Here is a 21,078-nt window from a genome sequence, read left to right as displayed (position 1 = left end):
TGATGAGGTTTTAACATGGCTGAACGTCTGAATAACGACTTCCAGTTCATCGATGTCGGGCGCAAAGATCCGAAGAAGAAACTGTTGCGTCAACGCAAGAAAGAGTTCGTGGAAATCTACGAGCCCTTCAAACCCCAGCACTCGGCCGACCAGGCCCACCGCTGCCTGGGGTGCGGTAACCCGTATTGCGAATGGAAGTGCCCGGTGCACAACTTCATTCCCAACTGGCTGAAATTGGTCGCCGAGGGCAACATCCTCGCCGCCGCCGAGCTGTCGCACCAGACCAACACCCTGCCGGAAGTCTGCGGCAGGGTGTGCCCCCAGGATCGTCTGTGCGAGGGTGCGTGCACCCTCAACGACGGCTTCGGCGCGGTGACCATCGGTTCGGTGGAGAAGTACATCACCGACACCGCGTTCGCCATGGGCTGGCGCCCGGACATGTCCAAGGTCAAGCCGACCGGCAAGCGTGTCGCCATCATCGGCGCGGGCCCGGCGGGCCTGGGCTGTGCCGACGTGCTGGTACGCGGCGGCGTGACCCCGGTGGTGTTCGACAAGAACCCGGAAATCGGCGGCCTGCTGACCTTCGGCATCCCCGAGTTCAAGCTGGAAAAGACCGTGTTGAGCAATCGCCGCGAAGTCTTCACCGGCATGGGCATCGAGTTCCGCCTCAACACCGAGATCGGCAAAGACATCACCATGGAGCAACTGCTCGCCGAATACGACGCCGTGTTCATGGGCATGGGCACCTACACCTACATGAAGGGCGGCTTTGCCGGTGAGGATTTGCCGGGCGTGTACGACGCGCTGGATTTCCTGATCGCCAACGTCAACCGCAACCTGGGCTTTGAAAAGTCGCCGGAGGATTTCGTCGACATGAAAGGCAAGAAGGTCGTAGTGCTCGGCGGTGGCGACACCGCGATGGACTGCAACCGCACCTCGATCCGCCAGGGCGCCAAGTCGGTGACCTGTGCTTATCGTCGTGACGAAGCCAACATGCCCGGTTCGCGCAAAGAGGTGAAGAACGCCAAGGAAGAAGGTGTGAGATTCCTCTATAACCGCCAGCCGATCGCCATCGTCGGTGAAGACCGCGTCGAAGGTGTGAAGGTGGTCGAGACCCGTCTTGGCGAACCGGATGCCCGTGGCCGTCGCAGCCCCGAGCCGATCCCGGGTTCCGAAGAGATCATCCCGGCCGACGCCGTGGTCATCGCCTTCGGTTTCCGCCCAAGCCCGGCGCCGTGGTTCGAGCAGTTCGCGATCCAGACCGACAGCCAGGGCCGCGTCGTCGCCCCGGAGCAGGGCCAGTACAAGCACCAGACCAGCAACCCGAAAATCTTCGCCGGTGGCGACATGGTGCGCGGCTCTGATTTGGTGGTAACCGCGATCTTCGAAGGCCGCAACGCCGCCGAAGGGATCCTGGACTACCTGCAGGTCTGACCCGATCCCAGGTTGAAATGGGATCAAAATGTGGGAGGGGGCTTGCCCCCGATAGCGCTGCATCAGTCACCAGATTCACTGACTGACCCACCGCCATCGGGGGCAAGCCCCCTCCCACAGTTGTTTTGCAGCGCTTTCAAGTCCGCGACAAATTGACCCGATAGACAAAAGGCACGGCGCATTCCGTGCCTTTTGCGTCGCGCTCTGAGAAAATGCCCGCACTTTTTTTGCGGATGCCGACATGACTGCCCTTAAGAACGACCGTTTCCTTCGTGCCCTGCTCAAGCAACCCGTAGACGTCACGCCCGTATGGATGATGCGCCAGGCCGGTCGCTACCTGCCGGAGTACCGCGCCAGTCGCGCCCACGCCGGCGACTTCATGAGCCTGTGCATGAATCCTGCGTTCGCCTGCGAAGTCACGATGCAGCCGCTGGACCGCTACCCACAACTGGACGCGGCCATTCTCTTTTCCGATATCCTCACCATCCCCGACGCCATGGGCCAAGGCCTGTACTTCGAGACGGGTGAAGGCCCGCGCTTCAGGAAGGTCGTCAGCACCCTGGCCGATATCGAAGCCCTGCCGATCCCGGACCCGCACAAAGACCTCGGCTACGTGATGGACGCCGTGAGCACCATCCGCCGCGAGCTTAACGGCCGCGTGCCGCTGATCGGCTTCTCCGGCAGCCCCTGGACCCTGGCCACCTACATGGTCGAAGGCGGCTCGTCGAAAGACTTCCGCAAGACCAAGGCCATGCTCTACGACAACCCGCACGCCATGCACCTGCTGCTGGACAAGCTGGCGCAGTCGGTCACCGCGTACCTCAATGGCCAGATCATGGCCGGCGCGCAAGCGGTGCAGATCTTTGACACCTGGGGCGGCAACCTCTCGGCGGCGGCCTACCAGGAATTCTCCCTGGCCTACATGCGCAAGATCGTCAGCGGCCTGATCCGCGAACACGAAGGCCGCAAGGTGCCGGTGATCGTGTTCACCAAGGGCGGCGGCCTGTGGCTGGAAAGCATCGCCGATGCAGGCGCCGACGCGTTGGGCCTGGATTGGACCTGCGATATCGGCGAAGCCCGCCGTCGCGTTGGCGGTCAAGTTGCACTGCAAGGCAACATGGACCCCACCGTGCTGTACGCCAAGCCGGAAGCGATCCGCACCGAAGTCGGCCGCATCCTTGCCAGCTACGGCAAGGGCACCGGTCACGTGTTCAACCTCGGCCATGGCATCACCCCGGAAGTGAACCCGGAGCACGCGGGTGCCTTCCTGCGCGCGGTGCATGAACTGTCGGCGCAATACCACGAATAAAACACAGAGCAAAAATGTGGGAGGGGGCTTGCCCCCTCCCACATTTAAAGCCGGGAAACCTCAGGTTTTCACATGCCCCAACGGCGGCAACTTCGCCAGCTTCAACGCCACCAGCAACGCGCCAATTAGCAGCGCGACGATAAACCCGCCAATCCCGTTCCATCCGCCCAAGTGCCAGAAGAACCCGCCCGCCGTCCCGGCAATGCTTGACCCTGCGTAATAGCAAAACAGATACAGCGACGACGCCTGTCCCTTGGCCTTCACCGCACGCCGCCCGATCCAGCTGCTGGCTACCGAATGGGCGCCGAAGAAGCCGAAGGTAAAGATCAGCATGCCCGGCACCACCAGCCACAGCGGGGTGAACAGCGTCAGGGCCATGCCGGCGAGCATCAGCACAATGGTGGCCCACAGCACGCGACGGCGCCCCAGGCGGTCGGCCAGCGAGCCGATTTTCGCCGAGCTGTAGATGCCTGACAGATACACCAGCGACAGCAGGCCGACCACGGCCTGGCTGAGGTCATACGGGTCGGCCAGCAGGCGATAGCCGATGTAGTTGAACAGGGTCACAAACGCCCCCATCAGCAGGAACGCTTCCAGGAACAACCACGGCAGGCCCGCGTCCTTGAAGTGCATCACGAAGCCATCGAGCAGGTTACGCGGCTTGAGGCTGCTGGCGCGGAAGTTGCGCGACTCTGGGAGGATTTTCCAGAACACCGTCGCGGCGATCAGCGCCAGGCCGCCGATAATCAGCATGGCGGTGTGCCAACTGACGAAGTCGATCAATACCCCGATGATCAAACGCCCGCTCATGCCACCAATCGCATTGCCGCCGATGTACAGGCCCATGGCCAGGCCGATGTGCTGCGGGTGGATCTCTTCGCTCAGGTAGGTCATGGCCACGGCGGCCAGGCCACTCAAGGACAAGCCCACCAGCGCACGCATGAGCAGGATACCCTCCCAGCTCGGCATCAAGCCGCTGGCGATGGTTGCCAGCGCTGCACAGAACAGCGCGGCGACCATCACCGGTTTGCGTCCCAGCCTGTCGGAAATCGGCCCGGTGATCAGCAGGCCGAAGGCAAGCATCGCCGTGGCGACCGACAAAATCAGGCTGCTCTGCGCGGCATTGATGGAAAATTCGTGGGACAGCGCCGGCATCATCGGCTGTACGCAATACAACAGGGCAAAGGTGGCAAACCCGCCGGAGAACAGCGCCAGCACCGTGCGCATGAACATCGGCGTACCTTTTTCGATGTACTCGTCATTGAGCTGCGCCACCACGTCATCGAGGGCTGAAGGCGGGGTGTGTTGGGCAAGTGGAGCAACAGCAGGATTCACGGGGGACCTCGGGGAGGAAAGTCTGCCAGGACTGACAATACGAAAAAGAATATAGCTGGCTAATGATTCTTTCCAATATATTGTTCGACCTGTTTGATAGGTTCTACGACCTAATGAGGTGTGCATGGAATTACGTCATCTGCGGTACTTCATCGCCGTCGCCGAGGAGCTGCATTTTGGCCGCGCCGCGCAGGTGCTGGGCATCTCGCAACCGCCACTGAGCCAGCAGATCCAGGCATTGGAGCAAGAGGTGGGCGCGCGGTTGTTTGAGCGGACCAATCGTCGGGTCGAGCTGAGCGAAGCGGGACGCCTGTTTCTGCACGAGGCGCGCCTGGTGCTGGCGCAAGTGGATAAAGCGGCGGACGTCGCGCGGCGGGCGCAGATGGGAGAGCTGGGAGAGCTGAAAATCGGATTCACCTCGTCGGCACCATTCAACGCCAGCATCCCGCAGGCGATCTTTGCGTTTCGCCAAGCCTTTCCAGCCGTGCACTTGAGCCTGCAGGAAATGAGCAGCACCGAGGTGGCCGAGTCGCTGGTGGATGAATCGATCCAGGTCGGGCTGATGCGGCCTTTGCCGTTGCCCGAATCACTGTGTGTGGTCGAGCTGATGCGCGAGCCCCTGGTGGCGGTACTGAACGCCGGGCACCCGTTGGCGCAGGGCAGCGAGCGCGGCTTGCACCTGGCGCAATTGGCAGAAGAACCGTTCGTGTTTTTCCCGCGCACCTACGGCAGCGGTCTCTATGCGCAACTGCTCAGCCTGTGCCGTGACGCCGGCTTCAGCCCGCATGTCGCCCAGGAGGCGGGCGAGGCGATGACCATCATCGGTCTGGTGGCGGCGGGATTGGGCGTATCGGTGCTGCCGGCGTCCTATCACCGGATACGGATCGACGGCGTGGTGTATCGCACGTTGCTGGACCCGGAAGCGGTGACCGCGGTATGGCTGGTGCAGCGCAAGGGTGCGCAGACGCCGATGGCAAGGGCGTTTGTGGAATTGTTGACGCGTAGGGCGGTGGCGTAGGTATGTTCACACCCGATCGTTCCCACGCTCCGCGTGGTAATGCATCCCGTGACGCTCCGCGTCACCCAGGTGAAGGCTGGAGCCATGCACTCGCGGCGGGACGCAGAGCGTCCCAGGCGGCGTTACCACGCGGAGCGTGGGAACGATCCAACTTACAAAATTGCAGAGCTTACCGATGACCAGTTTGTGGCGATAAAAGCGGCGGTGCGCAGTGCGCTCGGCTTGCGATAAAGCAGCATCTGGATGGACGGCGTTTTGCCACTGATTGCAGGCAACCTGTTTTCAGGCATACTGGCCGAGTTCCCGAAAGGGGCTTGTGAGACTCTGAGGATCCTGGGCAACCAGCCATCGCAGAGCCAGGCAGGAAGCGGCGATGACAAGCCAACCTGTTTGTGAAGAGGGCGCCGAAAGGCGCCCTTTGTCGTTTCTGGGTTACTGCATCCCCGCCGAGCGCAGCCCCGCCAGAATGTCCCGATCCAGCATGCTCACCCAACGGTTGTAGTTGCGATGGATCTTGCCGTCCTTGTAGCCCAGTTCGCGGCTGTCGCGGTAGCTGATGGCGTAGCTGTTGCGGGTGTAGCGGATGTCGATGGCGGCATAGAACTGGCCGCGCACGGTGATGTCGGCCTGCACCAACTGCGGGCTCAGGCGTTGTACCGTCCACTCGCGTTTTTGCAGGGCGGCGACGATCACCTGTTTCATTTTTTCTTCGCTGAGCTGGGGCGTGGCCGGCAGCTCGTGCTGGGTGTTGAGCACCGGTTTGCTGGTGCAGCCGGCGGTGGTCAACAGGGCCAGGGCGATCAGGGTGGCGCGTAGCAGGGAAGACATTCCGTTTTCTCCAATCGATTAAAAAGTCAGGACCAGCGGCGAAAGATCAGCGAGGTGTTGACGCCGCCAAAGGCAAAGTTGTTGTTCATCACGTAGTCGTTGTGCATCTGGCGAAAGCCACCTTGCAGGTAATCCAGCTCACCGCATTGCGGGTCGACCGAGTCCAGGTTGAAGGTGTGCACGTACTGGTCGCGGTTCATCATCTCGATGCTGAACCACGACTCCAGCGCCCCGCACGCGCCCAGGGTGTGGCCCAGGAAACTCTTCTGCGAACTGATGGGCATGCGGCTGCCGAACAGGCTGCTGGTGGCCAGGGTCTCGGCGATGTCGCCCTGGTCGGTCGCGGTGCCGTGACCATTGACATAGCCGATGGCGGACGGTTCAAGCCCGGCGTCTTCCAGCGCCAGCTCCATGGCGCGGCGCATGGTTTTCTGTTCCGGGCGGGTGGTGTGCTGGCCGTCGGCATTGCTGCCGAAACCGACGATCTCGGCATGGATATGCGCACCCCGCGCCAGCGCGTGTTCCAGTTCTTCGAGCACCAGCATGCCGCCGCCTTCGCCGATCACCAGGCCATCGCGGCCGCTGTCGTAGGGGCGCGGGCTGGTTTGCGGCGCGTCGTTTTTCAGGCTGGTGGCGTAGAGCGCGTCGAACACCATGGCCTCGGTGGGGCACAGCTCTTCGGCGCCGCCGGCGAGCATCAACGGCAGACGGCCGAACTTGATGGCCTCGTAGGCATAACCGATGCCCTGGCTGCCGCTGGTGCAGGCGCTGGAGGTGGGGATCAGGCGCCCGGTCAGGCCAAAGAAGATGCTGATATTCGCTGCCGTGGTGTGCGGCATCATGCGCACATAGGAATTGGCATTCAGGCCCTCGGCCACCGAGTTCAGCAGCATGTTGCCGAACGCCTTGATCTCATCGGTGCTGCCGGTGGACGAGCCACAGGCCACGCCCATGCGCCCGTCCTTGATCGACGGGTCGCCAAGCAAGCCGGCGTCCTGCAGCGCCTGCTCCGCCGCCCAGACCGCCAGGCGCGAGACGCGGCCCATGCTGCGCAGCTGCTTGCGGGTCCAGTGCGCGGGGACGGCGAAATCGTCAATCGGCCCGGCCAGGCGCGTGTTCAATTCGGTGAAGCGGTCCCATTCATCCATGCGCCGGATGCCGCTGCGGTTGGCGCGAAAGTTGGCGGCGATGGTGTCCCAGTCGCTGCCCAGGGAGGTCATGCCGGCCATGCCGGTGACGACAACGCGTTTCATCAGCACAGGCCCCCATTCACGGCCAACACTTGGCGCGTGATATAGCCTGCCTCGGCGGACATCAGGAAATTCACCGCACCGGCCACTTCTTCCGGAGTGCCCATGCGCTGCGCCGGGATCATTTTCATCAGCTCTTCGACCGGCACGTGTTCGTCCAGCATGGCGGTGTCGATCAAACCCGGTGCCACACAGTTGACGGTGATCTTGCGCTTGCCCAGCTCGATGGCCAGCGCCTTGGCTGCGCCGATCAAGCCCGCCTTGGAGGCGCTGTAGTTGACCTGGCCGCGGTTGCCGATCAGCCCGGACACCGAGGTGATGCACACGATGCGCCCGGCGGCGCGACGACGGATCATCGGCATCATCACCGGGTGCAGCACGTTGTAGAACCCGTCGAGGTTGGTGCGCATCACCACGTCCCAGTCGTCTTCCGAGAGCGCCGGGAATGCGCCGTCGCGGGTCAGGCCGGCATTGAGCACCACGCCGTAATAGGCGCCATGTTGCTCGACGTCGGCCTCCAGGATTTCCTTGCACGCCGCGCGATCGGCGACATCGAATTGCAGCACCCGCGCCTGGCGGCCCAGGGCTTCGATTTCGGCCTGTACCGCGTCGGCTTCGGCGCGGCCACTGCGGCAATGCAGCACGAGGTCATGCCCGGCCTGGGCCAGGCGCAGGGCAATGGCGCGGCCGATGCCACGGCTGGAGCCGGTGACCAGTACGGATTCAGTCATGGCGTTTCGTCCTTCGATTCATCTAAATAGGTGGCCGCCTGGGGCGGTCGAAATACGTTCAAGCGTGCGCTGGCCTGGATGCCGTCGCCGGTGAGGTGGCATTCGAACACCCCCATGCCATTGTCGTCCTCCAGCGAGCGCAGGCCGTGGATAGTCAGCTCGGCGCCGACGGGAAAGTGCGCCACATTGCACTCGAATTTTCGCGTGCCCAGCAGGAAGCCCAGTTCCACCGCGTGGCCTTGCTGGCGCGCGCGGCACCCGGCATAGGCGGCGACGCTTTGCGCCATCAGCTCGATACCGACCCAGGCCGGCAGGCTGCCGTCAGCCTGGCTGAACAGGCCGCCGGGCTTGACGGTGAGACGGGTGTGCACCTGCTCTTCATCGAACGACAGCACCTGGTCGATCAGGATCATGTCGCCCGCATGGGGCAGCAGTTCGGCGAGTGGCCAAGCGATCATGGGGCCTCTCCAATAATCAGGCTGACGTTGTTGCCGCCAAAGGCAAACGAGTTGCTCATCAAATAAGGTTTTTTCAAGGTGTCGCCCTGGTGTGCCCACTGCAAGGCGGGCAGCGCCGGGTCGGCGTGACCGTCCCACACATGGGGAGGGACTCGCCCGTGCGTCAGGCTCAACCAGCAGAACGCCGCTTCCAGTGCGCCCGCCGCGCCGAGGGTGTGGCCGCTCATGGGTTTGGTCGAGGAGCAGGCCACCCCGCCCGGAAACAGGCTGGCGACCGCCAGGCTTTCCATGGCGTCGTTGTGCTGGGTGGCGGTGCCGTGCAGGTTCAGGTAACCGATCTGTTCGGGCGCGAGTTTCGCCTGGGCCAGGGCCTTGCGCATGGCTTGCAACGCGCCTTTGCCGGTGGGCTCGGGGGCGGAGATATGGTGCGCGTCGCTGCTGGCGCCGCTGCCCAGCAGGGCGACCGGTGCCGGCTCACGGCTCATCAGGAACACCACCGCCGCTTCGCCGATATTGATGCCGTTGCGGTTCACCGAAAACGGATTGCAGCGCTCGGTAGACACCGCTTCCAGTGCGGTAAAGCCGTTCAGCGTCAGCCTGCACAAGCTGTCGACGCCCCCGCAGATCACCGCATCGCACAGGCCCAGGTCGAGCAGGCGCCGGGCACTCATCAACGCGCGGGCGCTGGAGGTGCAGGCGGTGGAAATTACATAGGCCGGGCCGCTCAATTGCAGCCAGTCGGCGAGGAAATTCGCCGGTGCGCTGAGCTCCTGCTGTTGGTAGTCGTAGTCGCCGGGAAAGGCGTTATCGCGCAGGTAGTGGGCAATGCCGCGACTGGCCTCGTCGATGCCCGACGTGCTGGTGCCCAGCACAACGCCAACCCGTGAGGGGCCGTAGGTGTGGATCGCCCGGCGGATCGAGTCTTCGATCTGCACCGCCGCTTCCAGCAGCAGCTGGTTATTGCGGCTGCTCTGCTGGCCCAACTGTGCCGGAAGGGGCGCCAGCTCGCCGCGCACGGCCGCCACCGGTACCACGCGCTCGGGCACCCAGCCGCTCTCGGCGCGCATGCCGCCACAGTCGCCGGCAAACAGGCTGCGGCTGACCTCGGCCTGGCCGCGACCGAGGGCACAGATCACGCCCAGGGCATTGAGGTAGGCGCTCATTTGCCCACGCCCAGCGGAGTAATGCGATAGCTCAACGGTTGGCCCACCATGTTCACGCTGAACACCTCTGAAGACTGATAGACGATTTGCCAATGGCCCGGCAGCGTTCGCGTAAGGTCCATGGCCTGGGCCGCAGGATACAGCGCACGCAGGTCATCCGCCGAGGCCAGGGCAAACAACAGCGCGGCGAACAGCGCTCGGGCCTGGGGGTTGGGCGGCAGCAAGCCATCGGCCTGCCACTCGCCGTCGATCAACTTCTGCCGGGCCTGGGGGATGCCCAACGGGTCCATCATCGACCAGCGAATCGCCCGGCCTTCACGCTGGATCACCAGCAGCCAATCCTGGCTGAGTTCGCCCTCCAGGCGTTGTACATGCAGCTGCATCGGCAAGTTCAGGGCGGGCATGGTTTGCGGCAACGGCGCCTGGCTGGCGCACGCGCCGAGCAGCAACAGGCAACCCATCAGCAACCAGCGGATCATGAACGCGCGGCCTCTGCCGGCTTGCGCGCCACGCAGTTGACCAGGGTTTCCTCGCGCTGGCCCACCGGCGGCGCCTTGCGCAGGCCCCAACGTTCCAGCAGGCCGAAATCGCTGGAGCGGCTCCACCACAGATAGGGGTACGAGACGTTCTGCGCGTCGAATTCAAAGCCCTGCTCGCGCAGCATGTCCAGGTACTGCTCGGCGCTTTTCTGCACATGCATGGGGTGGCGGAACAGCCAGCGAATCACCCAGGTGTCGATATAGGCTTCGGTGGATTCGGCAAACAGCAAATAGCCGCCCGGCTTGAGGACCCGATAGAACTCCTTGAGCGCGCGATGCTGCTCGACCAGGTGGTGAAAGGTCTGGTGGCAAAACACAATATCGACGCTGGCGTCGGGTAACTCGAGGGTGGCGCAGTCGCTGCCGATCAACTCCACGGCCAGGCCCTGGCGAGTGGCTTCTTCGCGGCTCAGGGCCAGGCTGTGAGGGTCGGCATCCAGGCCGATCAGGCGCGCGGGCGCAAATACCTGCTGCAGCAACTTGAACGATTTGCCCTGGCCGCAGCCGGCGTCGAGCAATACCGGCGCCACCGGCAGCGGTTCGCTGAACAGGCTGCGCAGGTCATTGATCGCTACGCGCAACACGTGATGCTGCCAGGTGTGGCTGCGCAGGAACCAGAAGCCGAAGCGGGTTTCTTCGACGTAGTTTTTACTCAGGTAGTTCTTTTCAACGACAGGGCTGGTCATACCGGCTCACTCGCACAGATTTGCGACAGCATCCGCAGGCGCCGCTTGGGCTCGCTGACAAACGGGTTGCTTTCATCCCAGGCGTAGCCGGCGAGGATCGAACTGATCATGCGGCGAATCTGCGGCGAACTGCCGGCGTGGAAGATAACGTCCTGGAACGTCCCGGCGTACCAGCCCTCGACGTAGCAGCGGAAGGTATCGACGCCGCGCTTCAACGGTTCGGCAAACTCGGTTTGCCAGTCCACCGCTTCGCCTTGCAGTTGGCGATGCAGCACGCCCGCGGCCATGCTCGCCGAGCGCATGGCGATGGTGACGCCGGAGGAGAACACCGGGTCGAGAAATTCCGCCGCGTTGCCCAACAGCGCAAAGCCCGGGCCGTGCAGGGTTTTGACGTTGGCCGAATAGCCGCCGATGCTGCGCGCCGGGGTGTCCCACACGGCGTTCTGCAGTACGCCGGACAGGCTTGGGGTTTCGTCGATAAAGCTGCGCAGGCAGGCATCCAGGTCGTGGTCACGGCCGTCGAAATGTTCCTTGGCCGCGACCACGCCCACCGAGCATCGGCCGTTGCTGAACGGGATGGTCCAGAACCAGATATCACGCTGCAGGGGATGGGTGGTTATCAGAATCTTGGTACGGTCGAAGCCTGGGTGTTCGATGCGGTCTTCGACGTGGGTGAACACGGCCTGGCGCAGCGGGAAACCGGACGGCACTTCGAGGTCCAGCAGGCGCGGCAGCACGCGGCCATAGCCACTGGCATCCAGCACGAATGCGGTCTTGAGGTGGTACTCGCTGCCATTTTCGCGGCGTACGTGCAGGTAGCGATGGTTGGCGGAAAAATCCACGCCGACGATGCTCTCGCCGTAGCGAATTTCCACACCCTGCAACGCCGCCTGATCGGCCAGCAGCTTGTCGAACTCGGCACGCTGCACCTGGAAAGTCGTCGGTTTGCCCTGGCTGAAGGTGTCACCGAAATCGAACGCACTGTAGCGCTCGCCCCAGGCGAACGCAGCACCGGTTTTCAGTTGGAAGCCGGCCGCCTGCACGGCGTCGAGCATGCCGGCTTCTTCGATAAAGTCGATGCAGTGCGACAGCAGGCTTTCGCCAATCGAGAAACGCGGGAAATACTGGCGCTCGATAATCAATACATCATGCCCTTTGCGCTTGAGCAGCGCGGCCGCGATGGCCCCGGATGGCCCGGCACCGATCACCACCACCTGGCGACGTTCCATTTCAACTGTGGGCACGAAGGCTCCTTGCCACTTTGGCGATATTCACATTCATAAGGCGTGCTTTTGTTGCCCGGCCCAGGGCGCCAGCATAAAGCTGAATGCCAGGCCGAGGCTGACCGACAGGCCGAAATTGCTCACCGCCGGGGTACTGGAGACGGCCAGCAGGCCGAACGATAACCAAGTGGTCAGCGCCGCCAGTAAGGTTCCCAGCAGGCTGACGGCGGCCCCGCCGATCTGCTCGCGCATCAGGATCGCGTAGTCGACGCTGATGGCCGTGACCAGCAGCAGGCCGAACAGGCTGAACAGGGTCAGCGGCTGGCCCAGCCAACCGAGGCTGGCCAGGCTGCACAGCGCCGCCAGCAACGGCAGCGCGACGACGCGCAAGGCGCCGGTGAAGCCGAAGGGCAGCATCAACAGCAGCACGATCAGCCCACAGGACAGCAATTTCAATTCGGCAGCGCTGATTTGAGTGTCGGCAAACACACGGTTCAAATCCCCCAGGCGATCGACCAATTGCACACCGGGCAAATCCACCGCCTGCACCCGCAGCAACGCCGGGTTGTTCAGGCCTTGCAGGCTGACCATCGCCGCCACGCCGCCGTCTACCTTGCCCAGCCACAGCGTGCGCCAGGGCTCGGCCAGGGGGCCTTTGAGCGCGGCGTCGATGTCTTCGGTGGGCAGCGCCTGCAACTGCGCGACTTCAGCTTGCAGCGCATCGACGGGAATGCCGATGTCCAGCAACGGTTGCCAATGCTGCTCAAGCTTATTGAGCGCATCGCGCAGTTGCTGCTGTTCGGCGGGCAGGTTGACCAGTTGAGTCAGCGCCAGGTAACCCTGGAGCTTGTCCATATTCACCAGTTGATCCAGACGCTGGCCCAGGGCGGCCTGGCGCTCCAGCAACTGCTGCTGAGTGTCGGCGCGCACCAGGAAGAACTGACTGGTGGGCTGGAACCCGGTAATGCGCGCCACGGCCTGGGCTTCCTGCAGCAATTGCGGCGGCGCGCCGATCCACTGGCGGATATCGTTTTTACTGTTCAATTGCCACAGGCCACCGGCGCAGAACAACAGCACCCACACCAGCAGCACGGCGCCGGGCACGCGCTTGATCAATCCCGCCCGCCACTGCCACAAGCGTTCGGCGATGCGCAGCGGCCAGCGCGCCGGGCGCAGTTCGACGCCGTTGAGCAGTGCCGGCAGCAGGCACACGGCGCACAGGTACGCGCCGACCAGACCGGCTGCCGAGAACACCGCGATTTGCGTCAGCGCCGGGAACGGCGTCCAGGCCAGCGCCAGGTAGCCGATGCAACTGGTGGCCAGGCTCAGGCTCAAGCCCGGCAGAGTCAGGCGCAGTGCCGGCCAACTGCGCCACGGCTGCAGGCTCCAGCTTTTGGACAAATAGTGCAGCGGGTAATCCACCGCCACGCCGATCAGGCTGGAGCCCAACACCAGGGTCATCACATGCATATGGCCGAACAGCGCCACACAGGCCACTGCGCCAAACAGCATGCCGACCACCACCGGCACGAAGGCCAGCAGCACCCGCCAGCGCCGGAATGCCAGCAGCAGCAATATCAGGATGCCCAGGGTTGCGCCGCCGCCGACCCAGGTCATCTCCCGCGTGGCTTGCTGCTGCCCGTTGGCCGCATAGAGCAGGCCACTGGCGGCGAGCAGTTGCACGCCTTGCTCGCCGGCCTGGGCGCGACTGGCCTGGAGCAAATCCGCCACGTGCAGCGGCAGTTTCATGTCGAATGCATTGCCGGTGGTGCGCGCCCGCAGGAGTACCCAGCTTTTGCCGTCGGCATCGGCGATCAACGCGCCGCTGCCGATATCCAGCTGTACCGCGCCGTGTTGCGGCTGGCTGTTCTGGATGCGCCCGGTCAGGCCCAGCCAGTCGTCCTGGCTGGGCACCAGGCTGAAGCCGGCAATGGGGTCGAACAGCGTTTGCACGCGTTGTTGGATAAACGCGTCGGGGTGCTCGATCAGTTGCTCGCGGTCCTTGGCCGACAGCATCGCCAGTCGGTCGCGCAGCAGTTGTTCGCGCAGCGCCGGCAAGTCGGCCTGCAGGTTCCACTGCACCTTTTCAAACAGGCCGCTGGCCTGCCAGCGCTCGGCCAGTTGCTGCGCCATGGCCAGCGCTTGCTGGCGGTCGGCATGCCCCACCAGCACCAGCATTTCGCGGTTCAGCGGTTCCTGCATGCGCTGCTCGGCTTGCATCTCCAGGGCGTCCGGCGTACTGCCGGGCACCAGCTCCATAAGGTTGGCCGACAAAGGCGCACCGTGACGCCACTGCCAGCCGGCCAGTGCCAGCACGGCCACCAGCAGGATCAGGAACAGGCGCGGCAGCAGGCGCTCACTGGGCAAAGTCGTGTTGCTCCGCATCGCTCAACGGTTGGTCGGCGCTGCTGTCCTGCATGCGCAGTACGGTGCTGTCGCCCTGGGTTTCCAACAGCTCGATGGTCTTCACTAGCGCACCGCCATCGATATTGATTTGGGTGAATACTTGCTTGAGCAGCAGTGAGCGCGGAATCAGCGTGAGCTTCCAGTCTTGCGCCTGGCCTTGCAGCTGCAGGTCGAAGTCACGCTGCAAGCCGCTGCTGTCGCCCTGGAGCACGGCGAGGAACAGGCGATTCTGCTCGGTGCCGGCGCTCTTGTTCGGCAGCAGTTGCCAGCCGTTGGCGTCACGCCGGGCGATGCCCTGACTGGTGATGCGATAGTCCTGTTGCAGCGGGGTTTTGAGCAGCCACAACAGGCCGTGGTCCTTGGCGAGCACGAAGGTGCCTTTGCTGACCAGCGGCTGGGGCAGGGCGCGCAGGTGTTTTTCCTGGGTAAAGTTGCCGTGGATCACGCTGGGTTTGGCCAGTTGATCGCTCAGTTGTTGCAGGTCGAAGGCGTGGGCGCTGAAGCTCAACAATGCGGCGGCCACTGCAGGAGCGAGCTTGCTCGCGAAAAACCTGAGGGCGCCACGGGGTGTCAGGCGCCCCGCGTTATCGTTGGCGATCTTCGCGAGCAAGCTCGCTCCTGCAGGGGATCTCATTTCAGGGCCCTTTCGACGGCGTTGGTGAATATTGTTGGCGATGCAAGCTGCATTTCGCGGCTGGCGATTTCCACTGCCACTTGCACGGTGCTGGCGCGGGTCAAGCGTTCGCCGCTGGCCAGATCGGTAATCAGGTAATTGATCTTCAAGCGGTTCTCCCACTCCACCAGGCTGGCGCGCACGTTGATCGTTTGGCCGAAGGTGGCGCCGCGCACGTAGCGCAGCTGCATGTCGATCACCGGCCAGGCATAGCCGGCGTCGAGCATCGCGGTGTAGTTATGGCCGATCTTGTCCAGCAACGCGCAGCGCGCCACTTCCAGGTATTTCACGTAATGCCCGTGCCATACGACGTGCATGGTGTCGATGTCGAAAAACGGCACGAGGATTTGAGTGTCGCAGTGCAACACGCCGGGGCTACGCATGCAGCCTCCAGTGTTGCTCGGCGATGCGTTGCAGGCACAGGCGCAGTTCGCCTTCCAGGGCGCGGTCTTCGATGACCGGCGGGAAGTCCCGGGCCAGTTCTTCGTGCATGGCAGCCAGTGCTGGTGGCAGCGCTCGTGCGTCTTCAGCCTGGGCGCGCAGCCACACGCCCTGGTTGGCGGCGAGCAAGGTGGCGGCGGCGACCTGTTCGGTCAGCTCGAGCACGCGGATCGCATCGCGGGCGGCGATGGTGCCCATGCTGACCTTGTCCTGGTTATGGCACTCGGTCGAGCGCGAGAACACGCTGGCCGGCATGGTGTTCTTCAGCGCTTCGGCGGTCCAGGCGCTGGTGCCGATCTGTACGGCCTTGAAGCCATGGTTGATCATTGCGCGCTCGGCCGGCGCGCCCGACAGGTTGCTCGGCAGGCCGTGGTTGTAACGCACGTCCACCAGCAGCGCCATCTGGCGGTCGAGCAGGTCGGCGACATTGGCCACCAGGGTCTTGAGGCTGTCCATGGCAAAGGCAATGTGCCCGCCGTAGAAGTGCCCGCCGTGCAGCACGCGTTCCTCTTCGGCGTCGATGATCGGGTTATCGTTGGCGCTGTTCAGTTCGATTTCGATAAACGCGCGCAGCCAGTTCAGACTGTCGGCCAGCACGCCGAGTACATGGGGCGCGCAGCGCAGGGAGTAGCGATCCTGCAGGCGGTGCAGCGGGGCCGTCGGTGCATCGATGGCCAGGTCCTGGCGCAGCCAGGCGGCGACTTGCATTTGCCCGGGATGGGGCTTGGCGGCGAACAGGCGTTCGTCGAAGTGTTCCGGGTTGCCTTGCAGCGCCACCACATTCAGCGCGGTGATGCGCGTGGCCAGCTGCAGCAGGTAGTCGGCGCGGGCGAAGGCCAGGCAGGCAATGCCGGTCATTACCGCTGTGCCGTTCATCAACGCCAGGGCTTCCTTGGGGCGCAGCACCAGCGGTTCCCAGCCCAGTTCGCGGTGTACATCGGCGGCCAGGCGGCGCTCGCCACCAAACAACACTTCACGTTCGCCGGACAAGGTGGCTGCCACATACGACAGCGGGGTCAGGTCGCCGCTGGCGCCCACCGAGCCTTCCTCAGGGATCAGCGGCAGCACGTCGTGTTCGAGGAATCCGTGCAGGCGCTCGAGCAGTTCCACGCGTACCCCGGACACGCCATGGCACAGCGACTGCAAGCGCGCCGCCAGCACAGCGCGGGTGGCTTGGGCATCGAGCAACTTGCCCAGGCCGCAACCGTGGAAGGTGTACAGATGACGCGGCAGCGCCTCGACGTGCTCGAGCGGCACCGCCACCACGCAGGAGTCGCCGTAGCCGGTGGTCACGCCGTAGATCACGCCTTCCTTGTCCAGCAGCGAATCAAGAAACTGCGCGCCCTTGGCGATGCGCCGGCGATACGCGGCATCGTCCTGCAAGCGAGTGGGCACCTGACGGTTGGCCAGGGCCAGGACGTCTTCGATGCGCAGGGGGCGTTCGCCAAAGGTGATCGGCTCAAGAGACGTGGTCATCGGTCTTCCAGAAAGGGTAAAAGTTGAACCATTGTTGCGGCGCTTGCAGGCAGAACTGGCCCAGGCGTGCGGCGTAGCGAGCGGCCCACAGGGCGATGACCTGCTCACGGGTGCTGCGCTTCCATTCGATCAATGGCGCGAAGGGCTCGATGGTCAGGCGATAGCGGCCCTGGTGCTTGAGGCACATCAGCAGGTTGACCGGGCACTTGAGCAGGCCGGCCAGCAGCCACGGGCCCTGGGGGAATGCGGCATCATGCCCGAGGAAATCCACGCGCACCGTGCGCCCGCCGTGCAGCGGAATGCGGTCGCCGGCAATCGCCAGCCACTCGCCGTCGTCCAGGCGCTGGCTGAGCAGCAGCATGGTGGCCGGGTCCAGTTCGCTGACCTGGATCAGGCGCAAATGGGTCGCGCCCGCTTCGCCCAGCAGACGATTGAAACGCTCGGCATGCTTGGTGTGCACCAGCACGTTCATGGTGACCTGTTCGCCGATCTCCGCCAGCGCGCGGCACACTTCCAGGTTGCCCAGGTGCGCGCCCACCAGCATCTGCCCGCGCTCGCCACGCAACTGGCCGCGCAATTGCGCCGGGTCGTTGATTTCGATTTGCTCCAGGCGCAGCTTGCCGTTCCACACGTCGAGCTTGTCGAGCAGGGAGTCGGCGAAGGCCATGAACTGGCCGAAGACCTTGGCATGGCTCGGCTGCAGCTCGGCACGCCCGCTCCACTGCGCCAGGCGCTGCTGGTATTGCCAGGCGCTCTGGCGCGCGGTGCGGCCGAACACGAAGAAGTAGAACACGATGCTGTAGAGCAACGGGCTCAACAGGCGCCGGCCAAGGACTTTTGCCGCGAACGCCGTGAGTTTCATCAGCCGGAAGCTGCCGCGCTCCTCGCGGTCGGCCCAGTGTTTGCTGCGCTCGCTCATGCCTGCCACCGGCGCCACAGGATGGCGGGCGCGCGCACCAGCATGCCGAAGAACAACCGCGTATGCATGGCGCTGATGCGCACGTTGTCGTGCAACAGGCGAAAGTGCGACAGGCCGTCGGAGGGGTAATGCACCTGGGTCGGCAGCCAGCGCATCGGCTGGTTGCGCCAGGCCAGGCGCACGAGGATGTCCGAGTCGAAATCCATGCGCGTGCCGATGTAGGCCGAGTCCATCAGCGCCAGCGTGGGTGCCAGCGGGTACACGCGAAAGCCGCACATCGAGTCGCGAATCTGCAATGACAAGGTGTTGATCCACACCCACACGTGGGTCAGGTAGCGCGCGTAGAGGCGGCCCTTGGGCACGCTTTCGTCGTATTCGGGATAGCCGCAGATGATCGCGTCGGGGTGCCTGCGGGATGTATCGATAAAGGTCTCGACTTCGCGCAGGTCATGCTGGCCGTCGGCGTCCACTTGCAGGGCGTGGCTGTGGCCCAGGCGCGCGGCTTCGCGAAAGCCCGCCATGACGGCGGCGCCCTTGCCCTGATTGCGGGGCAGGGTCAGCAGGGTGACGTTATCCAGCGTCGCCAGTTGCATAAGCACCGCCGCACAGGCCGGGCTGCTGCCGTCGTCCACCAACAGGCAGGGCAGGCCACTGTTCAGAAGGCTGCGCACCACGGCGGGCACGGCGGTTTCATGGTTGTAGACCGGGATCAGTGCGCAGGGGTTATGCATGTGCGGCCTCCAGCACGATCCGGCCACTTGAGCATGCAGCCTCCCCATTGCGATAGGCGAAGTACAACTTGCCGCGCTCTTGGTCAAAGCGCAGGTGCAATTGAATGTGATCGCCGGGGCGCACCAGTTGCTGGAACTTGAGCACTTCCATACCGGCAAACGTACTCGGCAAGTCGAGCAGTTGCTGGCCCAGGTTGAAGGCCCATTCCACTTGCACCACGCCCGGCAGCACAGGCGTGACTGGAAAATGCCCGCTGAAATAGGCCAGGTCGGGCGGCACGCTCAGTTGCAATGTCCATTCGCCGTCGATTTCGACCTGCTCCAGTACGTCCGGCGCCTTGGGGCGGGGGGCCAGCAACAGCGCCTCGATATCGGCCTGGGGCAGCTTGCCCTGGCTGTTGAGCGGCAGTTGGCGCAACAAACGCCAGCGGCGGGGCAAGGCCAGGGCTTCGCAATGCTGGCTCAGGTGCTGGCGCAGGGTTTGGGTCACCGTGCGCCGGCCCTGGTTGCGCAGAACATGCAGGCCCTTGGCGCTCAGTACCACCAGGGCACCGAGTGACGCGCGGTTTTCCTGCACCACGCCCAGGCGGGTTTCAGCGACCCACGGATGGGTCATCAATGCCTGTTCGAGCATCGGCAGGGCGATGCGTTTTTCTTCCAGCTTGACGATGCGGTCCAGGCGGCCGAGCAGTTCGAAGCGGCCATCGGCATGGATGCGCGCGGCGTCGGCGGTCTGTTCGATATGCCCGGCGGGCAGGTAGGGCGAGGCGATGCGCAGGGCACCGTCGGCCGCCTGGCTCAGGTGCACGTCGGCAAACGGCTGCCAGGGTTGTGCGCCCTGGCGCCAGGCGATGCCGCCGGTTTCCGAACTGCCGAGGATTTCCGTCGGCCACTGCTGCAAGCGATCATAGAGGCTGCCGGCGGCTTCGACAGGCAAGGCCCCGCCCGAGGAAAACACCCGTGAGACCTGGCTCAGCGCCGGCCAGTCGAGGTTATCGCCCATGCGCTTGAGCAGCGCCGGGCTGGCCACCCAGGCGAATGGCGAATGCTCGCGACTGGCGCGCTGCATGTCCTCGGGGAATGCCAGTTGCCTGCGCAAAAACGTGCGACCGGCGCACAGTGGCCACAGCACGCGGAACAGCAACCCGTAGATGTGTTGGGTGGCGACGCTGCCGATGATGCAGGCGTCTTGCAGGTCGGCGCCCCACAGTGCCTCCAGCGCCTGCACCTCATTGGCCAGCTGGCGCAGGGACTTGTCGATGCGCTTGGGTTCACCGCTGGAGCCGGAGGTGCACAGGCTCAGTTGGCAGCGATCGAGGTCGAGGGCGGCAGGGCTCAGAGGCGCCTGGTACAACGCTTCAACGTCCGCCGCTTCTGTCAGCCAGGCATCGACGACGGCATCCCAGCGTTGACGGGTTTGCGGCTGCAGGTCGGCGGGCAGCAACACGCCGACCCCGGCACGCCAGGCGCCGAGCAACGCAATCGCCAGCACGCCGGCGTCTTCCAGGTGCACCGCCAGGCGCTGGATGCCACGCGCTTGCAAGCCTGCCGCCAGGCGCAGCGACTGCTCCATCAGTTGAGCATGATTGAGCGCCGGCTCAGTGGTGACCCGACGCTGTTCCTGTGGCTCGAGCAGCAGGTGCTCAAGTTTCAAACCTTTCATACGCGGCCTCGAACCCTTTGTCGTACCAGCCATTCCACGGCAAACAACAGCCCCATCAGCGCGTAGGCGATAAAGCCGTTGTACAACGTCCACCAGCTCAGCGGCGCCCACAAGGTGAGGGCGGCAGCGAGCAGGCCATTACACAGAAAAAACACACTCCACACCACGGTGACCTGGCGCGTATACAGCACCGCGTTCGCCGGCAGGTCCGGCTCAGTCATGCGCGCCAGGCGCTCGACCATCGGCGGCCCGTATTTCAGGCTCAGGCCGAACAGTGCCAGCATGAACCCACTGACCAGGCTGGGGTACCAGCGCAGCCATTGCGGGTTATCGAACCAGGCCAGCGCCAGGCAAAACACAATCACCACCAGCGCCATCCAGCGACTGCCGGGGCGTCGTGCAGCGGTGAACGCGCGCAGCAACCACAGGCTGCCCAACAACAGGCCAAATTGCCAGGGCGCAAAATGCTCGGTGCCGTAATACACCGCGAAGGGGTACAGCAGCCCCGCCAGCAACAGGCCAAGGCCGATCAGCCGGCTCATGCGGCGGGCTGGACCAGACGGTACACCGCCTCAACCACGTCATTGACGGTGCGCACCGCCTTGAATTCCTCGGCGGCGATCTTCTTGCCGGTCTGGCGCTTGATATGGTCGATCAGGTCCACGGCATCGATGCTGTCGATTTCCAGGTCCTGGTACAGGTTGGCGTCCAGGGTGACGCGCTCAGGTTCCAGTTCAAACAGTTCCACCAAGGCATCGCGCAGGGTGTTGAAAATATCGTCACGAGTTTGCATGG

The 21,078-nt window shown here is 64.1% G+C and carries 21 protein-coding genes; 3 read left to right on the top strand and 18 right to left on the bottom strand.

Going from position 1 to position 21,078, the window contains the following annotated elements; genetic code table 11:
- Positions 1-15 precede the first annotated feature (15 nt).
- Both J1G34_RS00700 and hemE read left to right on the top strand, forming a co-directional pair.
- Entirely contained in the window at positions 16-1,434 is a 1,419-nt protein-coding gene (locus J1G34_RS00700; protein ID WP_065892113.1) for an FAD-dependent oxidoreductase, read from the top strand.
- A gap of 241 nt (positions 1,435-1,675) precedes the next feature.
- On the top strand, positions 1,676-2,743 hold the full coding sequence (hemE, locus tag J1G34_RS00695) for a uroporphyrinogen decarboxylase (protein ID WP_065895803.1): 1,068 nt from the start codon (positions 1,676-1,678) through the stop codon (positions 2,741-2,743).
- Positions 2,744-2,803: 60 nt separating this feature from the next.
- Here hemE and J1G34_RS00690 read toward each other — a convergent pair whose 3' ends face one another.
- Positions 2,804-4,021: an MFS transporter gene (locus J1G34_RS00690; RefSeq protein ID WP_459077105.1), complete on the bottom strand. Its 1,218-nt coding sequence runs from the start codon at positions 4,019-4,021 to the stop codon at positions 2,804-2,806.
- 181 nt (positions 4,022-4,202) lie between these two features.
- Between J1G34_RS00690 and J1G34_RS00685 the strand changes: the two genes are divergently transcribed.
- On the top strand, positions 4,203-5,096 hold the full coding sequence (locus tag J1G34_RS00685; protein WP_222993040.1) for a LysR family transcriptional regulator: 894 nt from the start codon (positions 4,203-4,205) through the stop codon (positions 5,094-5,096).
- 432 nt (positions 5,097-5,528) lie between these two features.
- Here J1G34_RS00685 and J1G34_RS00680 read toward each other — a convergent pair whose 3' ends face one another.
- Genes J1G34_RS00680 through J1G34_RS00600 form a run of 17 tightly spaced genes read right to left on the bottom strand, consistent with a single transcriptional unit; the run spans position 5,529 to position 21,076 of the window.
- Complete coding sequence (locus tag J1G34_RS00680; RefSeq protein WP_065883094.1) at positions 5,529-5,924, bottom strand: hypothetical protein; 396 nt, start codon at positions 5,922-5,924, stop codon at positions 5,529-5,531.
- A 26-nt stretch (positions 5,925-5,950) separates the two neighbouring features.
- On the bottom strand, positions 5,951-7,177 hold the full coding sequence (locus J1G34_RS00675) for a beta-ketoacyl-ACP synthase (RefSeq protein ID WP_065895805.1): 1,227 nt from the start codon (positions 7,175-7,177) through the stop codon (positions 5,951-5,953).
- On the bottom strand, positions 7,177-7,905 hold the full coding sequence (gene fabG, locus J1G34_RS00670) for a 3-oxoacyl-ACP reductase FabG (RefSeq protein WP_222993038.1): 729 nt from the start codon (positions 7,903-7,905) through the stop codon (positions 7,177-7,179). The genes J1G34_RS00675 and fabG overlap by 1 nt, the downstream gene beginning before the upstream one ends.
- On the bottom strand, positions 7,902-8,363 hold the full coding sequence (locus J1G34_RS00665; protein ID WP_065895800.1) for a hotdog family protein: 462 nt from the start codon (positions 8,361-8,363) through the stop codon (positions 7,902-7,904). Before J1G34_RS00665 ends, fabG begins: the two co-directional genes overlap by 4 nt.
- Positions 8,360-9,526, bottom strand: coding sequence for a beta-ketoacyl-[acyl-carrier-protein] synthase family protein (locus J1G34_RS00660; RefSeq protein WP_222993036.1), 1,167 nt, complete (start codon positions 9,524-9,526; stop codon positions 8,360-8,362). Before J1G34_RS00660 ends, J1G34_RS00665 begins: the two co-directional genes overlap by 4 nt.
- Positions 9,523-10,005 carry a hypothetical protein gene (locus J1G34_RS00655; RefSeq protein WP_065892093.1) on the bottom strand — a complete coding sequence of 161 codons (483 nt, stop codon included), beginning with the start codon at positions 10,003-10,005 and terminating at the stop codon, positions 9,523-9,525. Before J1G34_RS00655 ends, J1G34_RS00660 begins: the two co-directional genes overlap by 4 nt.
- Positions 10,002-10,751, bottom strand: coding sequence for a class I SAM-dependent methyltransferase (locus J1G34_RS00650; protein ID WP_122561630.1), 750 nt, complete (start codon positions 10,749-10,751; stop codon positions 10,002-10,004). The genes J1G34_RS00655 and J1G34_RS00650 overlap by 4 nt, the downstream gene beginning before the upstream one ends.
- Positions 10,748-11,995: an NAD(P)/FAD-dependent oxidoreductase gene (locus J1G34_RS00645; RefSeq protein WP_122683228.1), complete on the bottom strand. Its 1,248-nt coding sequence runs from the start codon at positions 11,993-11,995 to the stop codon at positions 10,748-10,750. Before J1G34_RS00645 ends, J1G34_RS00650 begins: the two co-directional genes overlap by 4 nt.
- A 33-nt stretch (positions 11,996-12,028) precedes the next feature.
- A complete protein-coding gene (locus J1G34_RS00640; RefSeq protein ID WP_222993034.1) occupies positions 12,029-14,359 on the bottom strand; it encodes an MMPL family transporter in 2,331 nt (776 codons plus the stop codon).
- Positions 14,331-15,014, bottom strand: a complete 684-nt coding sequence (locus J1G34_RS00635; RefSeq protein WP_065892077.1) for an outer membrane lipoprotein carrier protein LolA — start codon at positions 15,012-15,014, stop codon at positions 14,331-14,333. Before J1G34_RS00635 ends, J1G34_RS00640 begins: the two co-directional genes overlap by 29 nt.
- Positions 15,011-15,436 (bottom strand): acyl-CoA thioesterase, encoded by a 426-nt coding sequence (locus J1G34_RS00630; protein WP_065897121.1) that lies wholly within the window; start codon positions 15,434-15,436, stop codon positions 15,011-15,013. The genes J1G34_RS00635 and J1G34_RS00630 overlap by 4 nt, the downstream gene beginning before the upstream one ends.
- Positions 15,429-16,970: an HAL/PAL/TAL family ammonia-lyase gene (locus J1G34_RS00625; RefSeq protein ID WP_065935998.1), complete on the bottom strand. Its 1,542-nt coding sequence runs from the start codon at positions 16,968-16,970 to the stop codon at positions 15,429-15,431. Before J1G34_RS00625 ends, J1G34_RS00630 begins: the two co-directional genes overlap by 8 nt.
- Complete coding sequence (locus J1G34_RS00620; protein ID WP_065886598.1) at positions 16,954-17,889, bottom strand: LpxL/LpxP family acyltransferase; 936 nt, start codon at positions 17,887-17,889, stop codon at positions 16,954-16,956. Before J1G34_RS00620 ends, J1G34_RS00625 begins: the two co-directional genes overlap by 17 nt.
- Positions 17,886-18,620 (bottom strand): glycosyltransferase family 2 protein, encoded by a 735-nt coding sequence (locus J1G34_RS00615; protein ID WP_222993032.1) that lies wholly within the window; start codon positions 18,618-18,620, stop codon positions 17,886-17,888. The genes J1G34_RS00620 and J1G34_RS00615 overlap by 4 nt, the downstream gene beginning before the upstream one ends.
- The gene (locus tag J1G34_RS00610; protein ID WP_065897115.1) at positions 18,613-20,283 is read right to left on the bottom strand and encodes an acyl-CoA synthetase family protein; all 1,671 of its coding nucleotides are present in this window, start codon (positions 20,281-20,283) and stop codon (positions 18,613-18,615) included. The genes J1G34_RS00615 and J1G34_RS00610 overlap by 8 nt, the downstream gene beginning before the upstream one ends.
- Positions 20,280-20,825, bottom strand: coding sequence for a COG4648 family protein (locus J1G34_RS00605; protein WP_065897112.1), 546 nt, complete (start codon positions 20,823-20,825; stop codon positions 20,280-20,282). Before J1G34_RS00605 ends, J1G34_RS00610 begins: the two co-directional genes overlap by 4 nt.
- Positions 20,822-21,076: an acyl carrier protein gene (locus J1G34_RS00600; protein ID WP_003209389.1), complete on the bottom strand. Its 255-nt coding sequence runs from the start codon at positions 21,074-21,076 to the stop codon at positions 20,822-20,824. The genes J1G34_RS00605 and J1G34_RS00600 overlap by 4 nt, the downstream gene beginning before the upstream one ends.
- Positions 21,077-21,078: the final 2 nt, after the last annotated feature.

The organism is Pseudomonas sp. Wu6 (genome assembly GCF_019891515.1).
Lineage (GTDB): Bacteria > Pseudomonadota > Gammaproteobacteria > Pseudomonadales > Pseudomonadaceae > Aquipseudomonas > Aquipseudomonas orientalis_A.
This window is presented reverse-complemented; position numbering and strand designations above follow the sequence as displayed.